Genomic DNA, 16,485 nt, shown 5'->3' with positions numbered 1-16,485 from the left:
ATGGGGATGAAAACGAAAACGGCGATTCGAAGCATGCGGCCGGAAGATATTGATCAAATTTATGAAATTGAAACAGCATCCTTCACTTCTCCGTGGACGAAGGATTCATTTTATCATGAGCTTTTGGAAAATCCGTATGCGCACTACCTTGTCATTGAAAAGGACGGCTGTCTGGCGGGGTATTGCGGAATCTGGATTATTATAGATGACGCGCAGATTACGAATATAGCCATTAAGCCGGAATACCGGGGCCAATCATTGGGAGAAGCTCTGTTTCGCGCTGCGGTAGAATTGTGCAGAGAAAAAAAGGCAAGGAGGCTCTCTCTCGAAGTCAGGGTCTCGAATCATCCCGCCCAATCCTTATATAAAAAATTCGGTCTTCAGGCCGGAGGAATTAGAAAACAATACTATACAGATAACGGGGAAGATGCGTTATTAATGTGGGTGACATTACATGAGTGAAAAACAAGATATTTATGTATTAGGAATTGAAACAAGCTGTGATGAAACAGCGGCTTCAGTCGTGAAAAACGGTAAAGAAATCGTTTCAAACGTAGTCGCTTCGCAAATTGAAAGCCATAAACGGTTCGGCGGGGTCGTGCCTGAAATTGCGTCCAGACATCATGTGGAGCAGATTACCCTAGTGATTGAGGAAGCTCTTTTAAAAGCGGAGATGGGCTTTGGTGATCTCGATGCGATTGCGGTAACGGAAGGACCCGGACTTGTCGGAGCCCTGTTAATCGGAGTCAATGCGGCAAAGGCGTTAAGCTTTGCCCATCAAATACCGTTAGTCGGCGTCCATCACATTGCGGGCCATATTTATGCAAACAGACTGGTAGAGGAGCTTCAGTTCCCGGCGCTTGCTTTGGTTGTGTCGGGCGGACATACGGAATTGGTTTATATGGAAGAGCACGGTTCATTCGAGGTTATCGGAGAAACGCTGGACGATGCCGCAGGCGAAGCTTACGACAAAGTGGCAAGAACGATGGGGCTTCCTTATCCGGGAGGGCCGCAGATTGATAAGCTGGCTGCTGTGGGAACAGATTCTATTCCGCTTCCGCGTGCGTGGCTGGATGAGGGATCTTACAATTTCAGCTTCAGCGGGCTGAAATCAGCCGTGATTAACACACTCCATAACGCCTCGCAAAAAAATGAGGTGATTCCTCCTGAGGATCTTGCCGCAAGCTTTCAGCAGAGTGTCATTGATGTACTGACGGCAAAAACCTCTAAGGCCGCAAAAGAATACGGGGTTAAACAAGTGTTGCTTGCGGGAGGCGTAGCTGCCAACAAAGGGCTGAGAGCCGCTCTGCAGCAGGAATTCAGCCATCCGGGAGATCCTGAGCTTGTTATCCCGCCGCTTTCTTTATGCACGGACAATGCAGCGATGATTGCGGCTGCCGGAACCGTTGCTTTTGAAAAGGGAATCCGGGGTTCATATGATATGAACGGACAGCCCGGCTTGGAATTAACATCTTTTGATCGTCTCACGTTGTAAAACGTGAGGCTTTTTTAATTTATTAACAGATAATTCTAACATATCCACAGGATTGTGAATATATTCAGAAATCCAGGCTGGATAAGGATCTAAAAGTTGTTAGTAAAGTGGATAAAGTCAGAAAATTTTGTGGATAGTGTGTATAAAGCGCTTACTTAAATAGCAGGCAAGGAGAAAAGCTGTGGATAAAAAAGCACCCCTTAAAGAGGTGCTTGACTTTTTCTATTCTTCTGAGGAGAGTTCTTCCCACTCTGCTAATAATCGTTCCAGCTCTTGATTCAGAGCTTCGTTCTCTGAGTGAATGGTCTGTACCTTTTCATGATCCTGATACACGTCAGGGTCGCACAGCAGCTCCTCATTGGCGCTGATTTTCTCTTCGGCGGATGAGACCGCTGCTTCGATTTCTTCAATGCGTCTCAGGCGCTGCCGTTCTTTCTTTTTCCATTCTTTTTCTTCCTCGTATGTTCTTTTCGTGTCCTGTTTTACCTTGCCGGCAGGTTGTGCTTGCTCTTTTTCCTGCCGTTTCATTTCTTCCAATTCCAGCTGCTGGGCTTTTTTCTCGGTGTAATAGTCATAGTCACCCAAATATTCTTCTGCATGATCCGGAGACAGCTCCAGCACCCTTGTGGCGATCCTGTTAATAAAGTAGCGGTCATGCGATACAAATAACAGTGTTCCCGGATAGTCAATCAGGGCGTTTTCCAGCACTTCTTTACTGTCCAGATCAAGGTGGTTTGTCGGTTCATCAAGGATGAGAAAGTTTGCTTTTTGCAGCATCAGCTTGGCAAGCGCAACTCTTGCTTTCTCACCGCCGCTTAGAGAACGGACAGGTTTCAGGACATCGTCTCCGCTGAACAGAAAGTTGCCGAGGCATGTCCTGATCTCTTTTTCCGGCATGTCCGGATATTCATCCCACAGCTCGTCCAAAACGCGTTTGGATGAGGTCAGTTCGGCCTGCTCCTGATCATAATAGCCGATTGTGACATTGGAACCGTACGTGATCGACCCGGATTTCGGACTGAGCGTATTGTTAATGGCTTTCAGCAGGGTTGACTTGCCGATCCCGTTCGGTCCGACGAGGGCGGCGCTTTCCCCTCTTGTAATGCCGAAGGTCAGGTTTTTCAAAAGCGGCGGCTGGCCGTCATAGCTGATGGAAACATCCTGTACGCGAAGGACGTCGTTTCCGCTCTGTTTTGTAATGTCAAAACGGAAGGCGGCTGATTTTTCATCACCGAGCGGCTTTGCCATGACGTCCATCCGTTCAAGCTGCTTTCGTCTGCTTTGGGCTCTTTTTGTTGTTGATGCTCTGGCCAGATTGCGGTCGACAAAATCTTGGAGCTTGGCGATTTCGTCCTGCTGTTTTTCATACAGCTTCAGGTCTTTCTCATACTGCTCAGCTTTTTGTTCTAAATAGGCGCTGTAGTTGCCGAGGTATTTTTTGCTTTCTGTCCGTGAGACCTCGTACACTTGGCTGACGACTTTATCAAGAAAGTATCTGTCGTGGGAGACAATCAGGATGGCGCCTGAATATCCCTGTAAATAATGCTCAAGCCATGTAAGCGTGTCGATGTCGAGATGGTTCGTCGGTTCATCCAAAATAAGCAGATCAGGCTGGGTCAGCAAAAGCTTGCCGAGTGCAAGTCTTGTTTTCTGACCGCCGCTCAGGCTTTGCACTTTCACGGAATCGTCAAATTTTCCGAAACCGAGGCCGTGAAGGATAGAACGGACGTCCGCTTCATACTGATAGCCGCCTTTATCCTTGAAGTCCTGCTGAAGCCTGTCATAGGTTTTCATCAGTGTCTCAAGCTCCGCGGGGGCGGCCGTAGCCATCTTTTCTTCAATAGAACGCATTTCTTTTTCCATTGCTTTCAGGAAATCAAAAACACTCAGCAGTTCTTCTTTTATGGTAAGCTGGGATTCCAAGCCTGTGTGCTGGGCAAGATATCCCATCGTTAATTCTTTCGGTTTGATTAATTCACCCTTTTCATATGAAAGGTGACCTGCGATAATTTTAAGGAGAGTTGATTTGCCGGCTCCGTTTCTGCCTACAATGGCGATGCGATCCCGAGATCTGACTTCAAGCTTTATATTGTTTAAAATAGGATCAGCGCCAAAAGATTTGGACAGCTGATTAATTTGTAAGATCATCATATTATTTCACCTCTGTTATAATAAGTTAAGTGTAGCTTATCAACCTGCTGTCAGCAAACAATACATCAGAATTGGAACATTATAGGATAAGACATCAGGGAGAAAATAGTGTATGATCAGAAGTAAGGAGAGTTTAAATATGAATGGATTTTCTCATTTTAATGAAGAAGGCCGTGCCCGCATGGTGGATATAAGCGATAAATCTTCAACAGTCCGTACTGCCGCTGCGATATCCAGCGTACACATGAAGCATGACGTGTACAGCAGAATCAAAAACCGCGAGATCGGAAAAGGAGACGTACTGGCTGTCGCACAGGTGGCCGGAATCATGGCTGCAAAGCAGACCTCAGCGATTATCCCGATGTGCCACCCGCTTTCTTTAAGCAGCGTCGACATTTCATTCGGCTGGGAGGAAAAGGATTCCGAAGCCGTTCTTCATATACAGGCAAGCGTAAAAACGAAAGGGAGTACAGGTGTGGAAATGGAAGCGCTAACTTCCGCTTCAGTCTGCGCTTTGACCGTTTATGACATGTGCAAGGCGCTGGATAAAGGAATGGTCATCGGCCCGACCTGCCTCATGGAAAAAACGGGAGGCAAAAACGGTGATTTTAAAAGAGATGCATCTGAGTATAAAGTGGAGGACCAATCATGAACAAGGATCAATCAAAAATTCCGCAGGCGACAGCAAAACGGCTGCCGCTTTATTACCGCTTTTTAAAGAATTTACACGCGTCAGGAAAGCAGCGCGTTTCATCTGCTGAACTGAGCGATGCGGTAAAAGTCGATTCGGCCACGATCCGCCGGGATTTTTCCTATTTCGGGGCGCTCGGCAAAAAAGGATACGGCTATAATGTGGATTACCTGCTGTCATTTTTCAGAAAAACACTGGATCAGGATGAAACGACGAACGTCATTTTGATCGGTGTCGGGAATTTAGGGACGGCGTTTCTTCACTATAATTTCACAAAAAATAATAACACAAAAATATCTATGGCTTTTGATGTGAATCAGAGTAAAATAGGAACTGAGGTAGGCGGCGTGCCTGTCTATGCTCTTAATGATTTAGAACTTCACATTAAGGATGAACCTGTGGCGATTCTTACCGTTCCGGCGGTTGCCGCGCAGTCAATCACCGATCGGCTCGTGTCGCTCGGAATCAAGGGAATCCTTAACTTTACGCCGGCCCGTTTGAATGTGCCGGATCACATTCGAATTCATCATATAGATTTAGCTGTAGAGCTTCAATCATTGGTTTATTTCTTAAAGCATTATTCTGTTTTGGAAGAAATTGAATAACGAAAGGAGGAGCTGCACATGATCGGTCCTGGAAGCCTGGCTGTTATCGGTGTGGTGGCGGTGATTATTTTCGGTCCGAAGAAGCTTCCCGAGTTAGGAAAAGCCGCGGGGGACACGCTTCGTGAATTTAAGAACGCCACTAAGGGATTAGCCGGTGAAGAAGAGGAAAAAAAGAAAGAAGAACAGTAAGATAGGATGACGCGTATGAGAGTGAATCAAATGACGCTTGTGGAGCATATTGCCGAACTTCGGAAACGATTGCTGATTGTGGCGTTATCCTTTACGGTTTTCTTTATTGCCGGCTTTTTTCTGGCAAAACCTATCATTGTGTATCTTCAAAAAGCCGATGAAGTAAAAGAGCTCACCCTTAATGCTTTTAACCTGACGGATCCGCTGTTTATCTTTTTGCAGTTCGCGTTTATTATCGGCATCATTTTGACTTCGCCGATTATTCTCTATCAGATTTGGGCGTTTGTCAGCCCGGGGCTGTATGAGAAGGAGCGCAAAGTAACACTCAGCTATATTCCGATTTCGATTGTGCTGTTTGTCGGCGGTGTGTCATTTTCTTATTATATTTTATTTCCGCTGGTCGTTGATTTTATGAAGCGGGTCTCGAATGACCTCGATGTCAACCAAGTGATCGGAATCAGCGAGTACTTTCATTTTCTGCTGCAGCTGACGATTCCGTTCGGGCTGCTGTTTCAGATGCCGGTGCTGATCATGTTTTTAACGAGGCTCGGGGTTGTCACGCCGATGTTTTTATCGAAGATCAGGAAGTACGCGTATTTTGTGCTGCTCGTGATCGCCGCGATGATTGCGCCGCCTGAGCTGCTGTCTCACTTGATGATTACGATTCCGCTTTGCATTTTATATGAGATCAGTATCCTGATCTCAAAAGCGGCGTACCGGAAAAGGCAGACCGGCAGCAGTGAGTCTGACCAGGACGTATCAGCATAAAAAAAGCCATTTCTCAATGATGAGAAATGGCTTTTCTTTTATTTTTGATTTTTTTTCACTTTAAATGAGAAAGCGAACATTTTAAACGAGATGCTGATATTATAAGCGGCGAAAACCATCAGCAGTATGGAATAAAAAGACCACATACTTCCCGGCGAGCTTGCGGCTAAATACGTAAAGATACAGCCGACTGCGAAATAAATCAAGCCCCAAGTCATTGGGTTCCTCATACAAACAATCCTCCAATAATTAATTGCATTTGTTCACTATGCTGTTCAATATATTTTTGGGCGGGGCCGAGCTGCATGACCACGACAATGGTATTCATCATGACATGGGCGAATATCGGCACAATAATCCGTTTCGTCTGCACATACAAGAACGCAAAGGTAAAGCCCATGGCCGTATATAGCAGCAGGTGTGTGAGGTCCTGATGCACAATGCCGAAAATGACGGAACTGATCAGTCCGGCGAAAAAGAAATTCGTTTTTTCATATAATACACCGAAGATGATCTTCCGGAAAATGATTTCTTCAAGAATCGGCCCGACGATAGAAGAAACGATGATCATGAGCGGCATGGCTTTTATAATGTTGAGAATGGCTTTCGTGTTTTCGGAACCGCTGTTCACGTGAAAGACATACTGCTCAATCATTCCGGCGATACCCTGAGAAAATAAAGCGAGCCATATTCCCGCGACCGCCCAGAGAACGGACATGCCGGCGGATGCTTTCTTCCCGTTTCTTAATGTCTGCTTCGGCGCGGTTCTCAAAATCAAGAGAACGATAATCAGGCAGATAAAAAAGCTTACGACGGAATAAATCCCCTGAGCCATGGTGAGATTCGCATTCGTAGGATGCCCGCCCGCATAGCCGAATTTGTACATTAAAGGAATGCCGATCAATGCGGAAAGCTGCATGATAACGTATGTCAAAATGATATACCAATACTGTTTTCTCAAATGATATGTACTCCTTTATCCTATAAAATCAACTTATTTGTTCTTATTGTAACACAAGTGAACCAGACGTGAAAAAAGGAGAAAATCAGTGTAAGAGAGAATGATGTAAGCGTGAAAATTTTTTATTCTTATGACTTGAAATTGGAAGTGAGATTCTTTATTATAATAATTGTGTTAGCACTCTTTAGAGCTGAGTGCTAAAATTACATATTCATACTATTGAGGAGGTTATTACATTGTTAAAGCCATTAGGTGATCGCGTTGTCATTGAACTCGTAGAATCTGAAGAAAAAACTGCCAGCGGAATCGTATTACCGGATTCTGCAAAAGAAAAGCCGCAAGAAGGCAAAATCGTGGCAGCCGGTTCAGGTCGCGTGTTGGAAAGCGGAGAGCGCGTTGCTTTAGAAGTAAAAGAGGGCGACCGCATTATCTTCTCAAAATACGCCGGTACTGAAGTGAAATACGAAGGTACTGAATACTTAATCTTACGTGAAAGCGACATTTTAGCTGTTATCGGCTAAGCAAATAAATACTTTTAAAAATTCGAGGAGGTTTCGTTAACATGGCAAAAGATATTAAGTTTAGTGAAGAAGCACGCCGCGCTATGCTTCGCGGTGTCGATGCGCTTGCTGACGCTGTAAAAGTAACTTTAGGGCCAAAAGGACGCAACGTGGTTCTGGAGAAAAAATTCGGTTCTCCATTAATTACAAATGACGGTGTAACAATCGCAAAAGAAATTGAACTTGAAGACGCGTTTGAAAACATGGGTGCGAAGCTTGTAGCTGAAGTAGCCAGCAAAACAAACGACGTTGCCGGTGACGGTACAACGACTGCAACAGTTCTTGCGCAGGCTATGATCCGTGAAGGCCTGAAAAACGTAACTGCGGGAGCTAACCCTGTCGGCGTGCGTAAAGGTATGGAACAAGCCGTAACCGTTGCAATCGAAAACTTAAAAGAAATTTCTAAGCCGATCGAAGGCAAAGAGTCTATCGCTCAGGTTGCTGCGATCTCTGCTGCTGATGAGGAAGTCGGAAGCCTTATCGCTGAAGCAATGGAGCGCGTAGGAAACGATGGCGTCATCACAATCGAAGAGTCTAAAGGCTTCACCACTGAGCTTGAAGTTGTGGAAGGTATGCAATTCGACCGCGGATATGCATCTCCTTACATGGTGACTGACTCTGATAAGATGGAAGCGGTTCTTGATAATCCTTACATCTTAATCACAGACAAAAAAATCACAAACATCCAAGAAATCCTTCCTGTGCTTGAGCAAGTTGTACAGCAAGGCAAACCATTGCTTCTGATCGCTGAAGATGTTGAAGGTGAAGCTCTTGCTACACTCGTTGTCAACAAACTTCGCGGCACATTCAACGCTGTTGCCGTTAAAGCTCCTGGCTTCGGTGACCGCCGTAAAGCAATGCTTGAAGACATCTCTGTTCTTACAGGCGGAGAAGTGATCACAGAAGATTTAGGTCTTGACCTGAAATCTACTGAAATCGGACAATTGGGACGCGCTTCTAAAGTTGTGGTAACGAAAGAAAACACAACAATCGTAGAAGGCGCCGGCGATACTGAAAAAATCGCTGCACGCGTTAACCAAATCCGCGCTCAAGTGGAAGAAACAACTTCTGAATTCGACAGAGAAAAATTACAAGAGCGTCTTGCGAAACTTGCCGGCGGCGTAGCTGTCATCAAAGTCGGCGCTGCGACTGAAACTGAGCTGAAAGAGCGTAAACTTCGCATCGAAGACGCCCTCAACTCAACTCGCGCAGCTGTTGAAGAAGGCATCGTTTCCGGCGGTGGTACAGCGCTTGTCAACGTATACAACAAAGTCGCTGCAGTTGAAGCAGAAGGCGATGCGCAAACAGGTATCAACATCGTGCTTCGCGCGCTTGAAGAGCCGATCCGTCAAATCGCGCACAACGCTGGTCTTGAAGGATCTGTCATCGTTGAGCGCCTCAAAAACGAAGAAATCGGCGTAGGCTTCAACGCTGCAACTGGCGAATGGGTAAACATGATCGAAAAAGGTATCGTTGACCCGACAAAAGTTACACGTTCTGCTCTGCAAAACGCAGCGTCTGTAGCAGCAATGTTCTTAACAACTGAAGCTGTTGTCGCTGACAAACCGGAAGAAAACGCCGGCGGTGCAGGAATGCCTGACATGGGCGGCATGGGCGGTATGGGCGGAATGATGTAATTAAACGGTGAAAACCCTTGATATAACAAGGGTTTGACCGTTTATTATCACCCCAATCTGCTGAAAAAACAGCAAAAAGATAACATTTATTGAGGATGCTTCCAAAAGTCTGCTGGGACTTTAGAGGAAGCATCCTTTTTTATTTATAAGGTGAAAAGTAGGTATATATTTTATTGTTGACTCCGCTTACCTTTTTCAATAATTGCATGTATTAATTTAAAATGTCTTAATTTTTCATTTATAAGTATTTTAATGCAAAAAAAGCCTATTGATGAATTTTGCCATAGTATGATGAAACCCTTCTCAACTGTGAAGGGTTTCCTTGTCATACGCTTGCCACCTAGATATGAATACTATAAAAGAGGTGATCATAATGGATGAAATGATTCAGAAAGTACAACTATGGGTAAATGCTGCTTACTCTGGAAAGCCTGGCTTCGTTCCAGCCCCTGAAAGTGGGAAAACTGGTTGGTCCACGATGTATGCTTTAACTAGGGCTTTGCAAATTGAACTTGGAATCTCTACACCTGCTGATAATTTTGGACCAGGAACTGAAGTGGCTTACAAATCATGGGGAGAAATGGAAATTGGGCGTGTTCCTACTGATGACAAAGGAAAAAGAATTGTACTAATTCTTCAAGGAGCAATGTATTGTAAAGGTTACAATCCAACTGGATTTACAGGAACTTTTGGAGAAGGGACTAAAGCTGCAGTAATTAAATTACAAACTGATGCGGGACTGCCTATTCGTGATGGGAAAGTTTATTCCTATATATTTAAAGCATTTTTAACTATGGATGCTTATGTGCTCACATCAGGTGGTAATTCTAGAATTAGAGAAATGCAAAGAGATCTCAATTCAAAATATTACAAAACATCTGGAGTCCAGCCCTGTGATGGTTACTACCAAAGAGGGACTAATAAAGCTTTAATATACGGTATTCAAACAGAAGAGGGAATTGCTCCCTCTCTACAAACGGGATCAATAGGGCCTTCTACGACCAACCTTTTACCAACTCTTAGCATAGGGAGTACTAATGCAAACTTTGTTAAGCTCCTTCAATATGCATTATATGTAAATGATTTCAATCCAGGAGAATTCAATGGACAGTACAGTACACTATTAAAAAATGTAGTTAGTGAATTCCAACAGTTTGTTAAGTTGCCATCCGATGGAGTTACAGGAAAACAAACTTGGCTCTCTTTGTTGCAGAGTAAAGGAGATCCTAATCGCAAGGGTACAGCTTGTGATTGTATAACAGAAGTTACGCCTGCTAGAGCTAAAGCTTTAAAGAATGCAGGCTATGAAAGTATTGGTCGTTATCTTGTAGACATTCCAGGAGGATTGGAGAAAAAAATAAAACCTGGCGAATTAAAAACTATTTTTAATGCTGGTTTAACTGTTTTTCCGATATATCAAACTTATGGGAACAATTCAAGACATTTCAGTGAAGCTCAAGGGAAAAGAGATGCTCAAGATGCTTTTACAGCTGCCAAAAATTATGGATTTAAAAATGGAACAACAATATATTTCGCCGTGGATTTTGACGCTTTAGGAGATGATATAACTAACAAAATTCTTCCACACTTTAAGGGTATCAATGAACAAATGAAATATCTGGGGAACCGTTATAAAGTTGGAATATATGGAGCTCGGAATGTTTGCAGTCAAGTATCGGAGAAAGGTTGGGCAACAACCAGTTTTGTAAGTGATATGTCCACGGGATTTAGTGCAAATTTAGGCTATCCATTGCCGAAGAATTGGGCATTCGATCAAATTTCAACTATTAGTGTTGGTTCAGGAGACAGTAAAATTGAAATAGACAATAATATTAAGTCGGGACTTGATAAGGGGGCTTCAAGTCTTGATTTCTCAACTGATCTCAATCAAGAGCTATACAAGCAATTATATGAAATTCAACTTTTAGGACTTCAATATACAAACAATGATATTAATCAAGCGAATAAGCTTACAACCAACTATTATCGTCGCAAAAGATATGAATCTTTAATATGGACATTAACTTCTGGCCAATTTGATAAAGACTTTGAAGAGTATGTGATTAATGCTGTAGGGGAAAATAGTTTTGTCTATGCAACTGATCCTGTTTCAAAATCTGAAGTTATTGATTTTCCTCATCTTATGGCTACATTATCTGCTCTATTGTATGCGAATCTTCCATTAGTTGGAACTACACAGCAAGATTTAGCAGGGTGGGGTGGTGATTTATTTACTGTTGCTGCAGATGTATATAAATATAGAGATAAGTATAGCGGCGATATTGAAACAAGAACATATCAAGCTGCTTACGACCTAATCGGTACAAAAACAATGGCCGGTAACTTTGATAATTCTGATTTTCTTGGAGATATCGATGCTATTAACATCGCACAGATCTTATTAAATAACAACACTAAGCCAATTTTAAATGCAGTTCAAGAGTATTATGATAGTCTTGTTTTCTCAAGATATAAGCTGTTTTATAAAAATAAATTTAATAGTAATGAAAATAATTTGAGACTGAATGCGAGTAATATTATGATTGGAGATAATCCTGATATTACAGCGGCAAGGGTAGCCCTAAGGGGTTCAATGCAAATGGAAGTCCCTTATTATACGGAAGAAGAGGGAGAAATGATTGCAAATGCTTTTGCTGATAAAATATTAGACCTTGTAGCAAGTGAATAGAAAATTTAGAGTAGAGTACCATACATTTCGAAAAATATGGTACTCTATATTTTAAGATCTTAAGAAGATACAACAAATTATAAGTTCAATTTTCTTTTTGATTTTATGGAAGGAAAGAGAAAGGGGGAAACATGAGGAAATATTTAGGGATAGTGTCACTTATCATGCTGTTATTCACATTGTGTTTTCTACCCCATATCCATTGGGCGCTTGGAATTCTAGGGATAGTTGTGGGGGGGCTTCTAGCATTAAAAGCCCCTAAAGGGATTGCTAAGTATCTTTCTATTTTTATCCTGGCACTCTGTATTCTTTTATTCTTATTATTGATCGTAGCAGGCCTTTTGATGGCGGGTTTAGTGGGGAAGTAACCATTATGTATAACCATACTAGATTTAAGAAGTATGCCGAAGCTATGAAAGATTACTAAAAGTAAGACTAAGCTCTAAAAAACTCGACAGTCCTTTTATTTCCCAATGGAATATCCATTTTGTGAAAATAGCAGACTTCAAAGGCAGGTTTCTTTTTTAATATTAAACACAAGAATTTCTTTTCAGCATAAGCTGAATTTGATTTGTCTAAGCGAATCGTACAAAGAGGTTCACTGTTTTAAAAAATTGATTAATACATAAATCTTTTTCATCATAAATAAGTTAAACCCTAATATCGTGAAATAAAGGAATCTGCTGATTTCATTAAATGATATTCACGGATATCTTCGTGGTATCCGTTTAGATAGACAGTTCTAAAGATAAAATTTATTATTTAATAGTGCGTAACACATGGTTTCTTGGGTTGAATATCAACGATATAATATTCTGCACAACTCACTATAAACTGGAAGAAATGCACTAACTTTATGAAATACAACCAACTTACAAGATGTTTTTGATAAAATTGTACTTCAGGCCATTATTCATAATATATTGGCCGAACGTGTCTTCACATATTTTAAAGCCAATGTCCAACAAGAGTAAATGCACAAGAAAACAATCGAAAAGATAAACAAAAATTCACATACACAATAACTGACCGAAAAGGCTATCGATGATATAGATCAATTCTTAAATGTGTTCACATACCCCCCTGCTTTAGAACTGCACAAAATCAAAGCTCCGTCGAAAAGTCATCACCCTGCATGTATGGGAAAACCATAAGAAAAGAAGAGGTTGGAAAAATCACTTAAAGTTTCAGGAAAAAAATCCTATGAAAAAATAAAACGCAATTTTGCAGATGGAAATAATAACTGATTCGTTATTTCGAGCATGCAAATAAAAGGCGTGCGAACAAATTATCCTCACATCCGCCTACTAGATTTGAAAAAAATTTTTTATAAAAGTGTATTTGTCTAGCACTTTGTAATCTTTTATTCGTGTATATGGGTTTATTGGACACCTTGGCAAAGCTTTTATAGATCTGATACTTCAAATTTTAAGCTTCATTTCACAAGAATCTTAAATTTGCATTAATATTAATAAATTTCTATCATACTTATTCATTTCTCGGAAGAAAGATATGGAAAAACCTCTGTTTTTTTTAGGAAAATATGTTATTATAATTGTGGATTTAAAATATTAAAAAGAAAAGAGGAATTCTAAAGATGAAAAAGTTAGTAATGACCCTGTTTACAGCAGTACTTTTGGGAGTTGCCATTTTCGCAGGTGGGCCAGAAGCCTTAGCTATGGATTCGAAAGGTACAATCAAATTTAAAACAGATGCTAATACATATACGAAAAGTGCTACTTCCATTGTGGTTACGGGTACTTTGGCTAGGGATTTAGATAATGGCTTTTCAGTAATTATCTTAAATAATAAAGGTAAAGTATTTGCCAGAAAAGATATTTCGCATAGTATTGGTTCACGTAATTTTCGTGTGAGTTTTTCAACGAAAAATCTTCCTGCAGGTAAGTATGATGTGCAAGTTGGACAGGATTGGGGAGGAAGATATTGGTCAGGTGAACTAAAACATTATATTACAGTACAGCATTAATACGGCTGTATAAGTATTAACCTCTTGTTGTTAAAAAGTTTAACTTTAGAAATTTGTTTTCTGTGAAAAATTAATTTTTCAATCAAGGTATCTTAATCAATTTACTGTACTGATAAAGATACCTTTTTATCTTTAAAAACAACAAGGTCATGAGTGTTTTTCAAAGCTCTTACCGCTAGCCGCAATATAGTTGTCTTTTAAATGAGAATATCCATTTGCTCCACCTCACCCCGAATCCCAATCCCAGGCTCCCACGAATCAATCAGACGAATCGCCTTTTGATTAGCTTCTATCGCTTTCGTATTTTCTCCTTTTCGGTACAACAGCTGTGCCATTCCGTAATGATAGTAAATCAGTTCAACTTGATTGGCGTTGTGTTTGTCATAGAGCATCTGTTCAAAGGCTTTTTCCGCTTTTTCGAGCTGATCACACTTGATGTAAGCCATGCCCAGGTTAAAATAGGCTTCTATCGTTTTTTCGCCGCCGTATGCGGCGCTGGTTGTGTTTGCCGCTTCGTATAATGTGATGGCTTCTTCATAGTGAGAGCGGGCGAAACTCAGGTCGCCGCGGACCAGAAGAACCCTGTGCCGGATAATGGGCGAGACGGGCTGATCTTTGATGCCGTCCAGCATTGCTGCCGCTTTGTCCGGTTCTCCAGTTTTTAACAGCAGCCTCGATTGCAGGGCGGTTCCCCATACTTTTAAGTCATCGTGATCCGGCGCGCCTGATTGTTCGAGTATCTTCAGGCCGGCTTCTATTTGCCTGAGAGCTCCGTCTGAATCGTTGACTTCCATCAGCGCCCAGCCTGCCGTGTCGATCCTGAAGTAGGCTTCCCGTGTGTGTTCGCCTGATTGATGGGCGGCATCGGCGGCTTTTAATCCGTATTCGATTCGCAGGGGCAGACTGATTCTGCTTAGAAAGTGGCTGATGCGGATGATGAGTTTAATCAGGATGTCATGTTGTCCGGTTTCGCCCGACCATTCGATGACCTTCAAGATATTCGGCCATTCCTTTTTCATTAGCTCTAAATTCCGTCCCAGCAGATAGCTCCAATAGATGGAATTCGGCTGTTCCCGTTTTATATGGGTTTCCGCATAATCCATATAATAATGCGCCCAGCGGCTTCGGGCTTCTTTTGCAAAATCATGATTTTCGGATAAGTGCTGTTCGCCGTAAGCGACAACGGTTTGATGGGCTGCGTATTGAATTCTTCCTTCGCTTCGTTCCGGCTGTATTAAAGCATATGACCGCATTTGCTCAATCGCGTAATGAAAACGGCGGGCGTCTAATCCGGCCGCTTGAGCCAAGCTTTTTTCGTCAGGGGGCTTAGCGAAAAAGCAAAGCGTCTGCCATAGTTTCCGTGTGTCTTCATGACATCTGTCCCATGTGCGGCCAAAGAGAACCTCAAACAATTCCAATAATGAGTAACCCGCTTGTTTAAGCTCTTGAATGAGCTGGGGAGCGGGGATGTCGTCGTCTGACATGTATGCAATGCTGAGTGCCATGACCTTCGGGTTGCCGGCGGCTGCCGAGACGAATTCATTCTTAAGGTCAGGCGATAGCTCCAACAGATGCTCCAGCTTTTCCCGTTTATGCGGGAGATTGCATGTTTGCAGACAGCGGTGCACTTCTTGGTGAAAAAAATCAAGGGCATCCGTTTGTTCAAGACCGCTCAGCTGGATGGCAGCCAGTTCTCCGAGGCCGTCCCGATATGTCTGTTTTACGTTTTCCCGTGCTGTAAGGAGGACTTTTACACCTTGCGGAAGGCCGATGATAAATTCGTGAATGTCACGTTCCGCTGTATCAATGCCGTCAACGATCAGCAGCACGGGTTTTTCATTTGCATGAGCGGCTAATGCATTGCGGACGACGAACCGTTTTTCGTTGATGGATTTGTCGATTTGTTCGGTGCGTCCGAGCTGATAGGCGATCGTGTTTAAAAAATCGCTGAAGCTTAATCCTTTCCAGTCAGCGCTGATCCAGATGATGCTGTTGAATGCCGGCCAATTTGAAGAACCTCCGGCACAAAGGCAGGCTGCTTCAAGAGCGAGCGTTGTTTTTCCCATGCCGGCCCAGCCTGTGATTAAACAGACCGGTGACGGAGAAAGCATCCATTGCCGGATCGCTTCTATATCAAAGCCGCGGCCGATAAAGTTTCCGGTCCGACGTGATGGTAAGTTATGCGTGACGGACTGTTCTGTAAGCGCATCCGTTTTATGGCTTGGTCTGTCATGAAACAGCCGCTTCACTGCTTTTTCAACATCTTCATCAGTCGGTGCTCCGAATGATCCGTCTTTCCGGCGTATTTTTGCTTTTTTTAGACAAGACGCCGTCCAAACGGGCAATGCGGGTGTAATGACAGGAATCGTGGTGTTTTCCAGAAGGCCTGTCAGCCATTCAGGATCCATGTCGGTCTTTTCTATAATAATCCAGATCATGCCGAACAGCTTTCCGTCGTCAATTCGTCCGGGAATGTAGTTTGCGCCCATCTGTCCGATCCAGCTTTTGATCGTGTTAGAGGATACGCCTAATCGGAGTGCAATTTTGTCTATATAAGACTGTCTTGCTTTTACGTTCTTTGTCCTTTTGATGTTGTAATCAGGATGAAGTTTCAGTGATTTGACGGCAGGCGCCAGCAGTTCTGCAAATTGTGCCCGGTTTTCAAGTTCAGCCATTAGCCTGCACCTCCTATTAGTACTATTTTATCAATTCAGTGTTTTTTGTATATGAAAAAATAAAAAGTACAGTGCCG

At 42.7% G+C, this 16,485-nt stretch carries 14 protein-coding genes; 10 read left to right on the top strand and 4 right to left on the bottom strand.

Features of this window, described 5'->3' with window-relative positions:
• Window positions 1-6: 6 nt before the first annotated feature.
• Both rimI and tsaD read left to right on the top strand, forming a co-directional pair.
• Window positions 7-462, top strand: a complete 456-nt coding sequence (gene rimI, locus ACQE26_RS01230; RefSeq protein WP_016937067.1) for a ribosomal protein S18-alanine N-acetyltransferase — start codon at window positions 7-9, stop codon at window positions 460-462.
• Complete coding sequence (tsaD, locus tag ACQE26_RS01225) at window positions 455-1,495, top strand: tRNA (adenosine(37)-N6)-threonylcarbamoyltransferase complex transferase subunit TsaD (protein WP_438421334.1); 1,041 nt, start codon at window positions 455-457, stop codon at window positions 1,493-1,495. The genes rimI and tsaD overlap by 8 nt, the downstream gene beginning before the upstream one ends.
• A gap of 222 nt (window positions 1,496-1,717) precedes the next feature.
• On the opposite strand, the gene ACQE26_RS01220 is transcribed toward tsaD, so the two are convergent.
• On the bottom strand, window positions 1,718-3,646 hold the full coding sequence (locus tag ACQE26_RS01220) for an ABC-F family ATP-binding cassette domain-containing protein (protein ID WP_500470434.1): 1,929 nt from the start codon (window positions 3,644-3,646) through the stop codon (window positions 1,718-1,720).
• Between the two features lie 139 nt (window positions 3,647-3,785).
• Here ACQE26_RS01220 and moaC point away from each other — a divergent pair, with 139 nt between their 5' ends.
• The 4 genes from moaC to tatC are packed head-to-tail and all read left to right on the top strand — an operon-like array spanning window position 3,786 to window position 5,899.
• Complete coding sequence (moaC, locus tag ACQE26_RS01215) at window positions 3,786-4,298, top strand: cyclic pyranopterin monophosphate synthase MoaC (RefSeq protein WP_003155986.1); 513 nt, start codon at window positions 3,786-3,788, stop codon at window positions 4,296-4,298.
• Window positions 4,295-4,942, top strand: a complete 648-nt coding sequence (locus ACQE26_RS01210) for a redox-sensing transcriptional repressor Rex (RefSeq protein WP_060963434.1) — start codon at window positions 4,295-4,297, stop codon at window positions 4,940-4,942. The genes moaC and ACQE26_RS01210 overlap by 4 nt, the downstream gene beginning before the upstream one ends.
• Before the next feature lie 18 nt (window positions 4,943-4,960).
• On the top strand, window positions 4,961-5,131 hold the full coding sequence (tatAY, locus tag ACQE26_RS01205; RefSeq protein WP_003155981.1) for a sec-independent protein translocase protein TatAY: 171 nt from the start codon (window positions 4,961-4,963) through the stop codon (window positions 5,129-5,131).
• 6 nt (window positions 5,132-5,137) lie between these two features.
• Window positions 5,138-5,899 carry a twin-arginine translocase subunit TatC gene (gene tatC, locus ACQE26_RS01200; protein ID WP_095241917.1) on the top strand — a complete coding sequence of 254 codons (762 nt, stop codon included), beginning with the start codon at window positions 5,138-5,140 and terminating at the stop codon, window positions 5,897-5,899.
• Window positions 5,900-5,937: 38 nt separating this feature from the next.
• Here tatC and ACQE26_RS01195 read toward each other — a convergent pair whose 3' ends face one another.
• Window positions 5,938-6,129 carry a YdiK family protein gene (locus ACQE26_RS01195; protein WP_003155975.1) on the bottom strand — a complete coding sequence of 64 codons (192 nt, stop codon included), beginning with the start codon at window positions 6,127-6,129 and terminating at the stop codon, window positions 5,938-5,940.
• Window positions 6,126-6,860: a CPBP family intramembrane glutamic endopeptidase gene (locus tag ACQE26_RS01190; RefSeq protein ID WP_060963432.1), complete on the bottom strand. Its 735-nt coding sequence runs from the start codon at window positions 6,858-6,860 to the stop codon at window positions 6,126-6,128. Before ACQE26_RS01190 ends, ACQE26_RS01195 begins: the two co-directional genes overlap by 4 nt.
• Before the next feature lie 236 nt (window positions 6,861-7,096).
• Between ACQE26_RS01190 and groES the strand changes: the two genes are divergently transcribed.
• The 4 genes from groES to ACQE26_RS01170 all read left to right on the top strand — a co-directional run bounded on the left by groES (window position 7,097) and on the right by ACQE26_RS01170 (window position 13,733).
• Entirely contained in the window at window positions 7,097-7,381 is a 285-nt protein-coding gene (groES, locus tag ACQE26_RS01185; RefSeq protein WP_003155970.1) for a co-chaperone GroES, read from the top strand.
• Between the two features lie 41 nt (window positions 7,382-7,422).
• Window positions 7,423-9,057 (top strand): chaperonin GroEL, encoded by a 1,635-nt coding sequence (gene groL, locus ACQE26_RS01180; protein ID WP_445593919.1) that lies wholly within the window; start codon window positions 7,423-7,425, stop codon window positions 9,055-9,057.
• 373 nt (window positions 9,058-9,430) lie between these two features.
• On the top strand, window positions 9,431-11,746 hold the full coding sequence (locus tag ACQE26_RS01175; RefSeq protein ID WP_500470433.1) for a glycoside hydrolase domain-containing protein: 2,316 nt from the start codon (window positions 9,431-9,433) through the stop codon (window positions 11,744-11,746).
• Between the two features lie 1,597 nt (window positions 11,747-13,343).
• Window positions 13,344-13,733 (top strand): hypothetical protein, encoded by a 390-nt coding sequence (locus ACQE26_RS01170; protein WP_500470432.1) that lies wholly within the window; start codon window positions 13,344-13,346, stop codon window positions 13,731-13,733.
• Between the two features lie 197 nt (window positions 13,734-13,930).
• Here the strand turns inward: ACQE26_RS01170 and ACQE26_RS01165 are convergent, their stop codons facing one another.
• Window positions 13,931-16,408 (bottom strand): NB-ARC domain-containing protein, encoded by a 2,478-nt coding sequence (locus ACQE26_RS01165; RefSeq protein WP_500470431.1) that lies wholly within the window; start codon window positions 16,406-16,408, stop codon window positions 13,931-13,933.
• Window positions 16,409-16,485: the final 77 nt, after the last annotated feature.

It is taken from the genome of Bacillus sp. 5RYD7K (assembly GCF_059831465.1).
The sequence above is the reverse complement of the archived record's forward strand: the minus strand, read 5'-3'. Positions and strand labels throughout refer to the sequence as shown.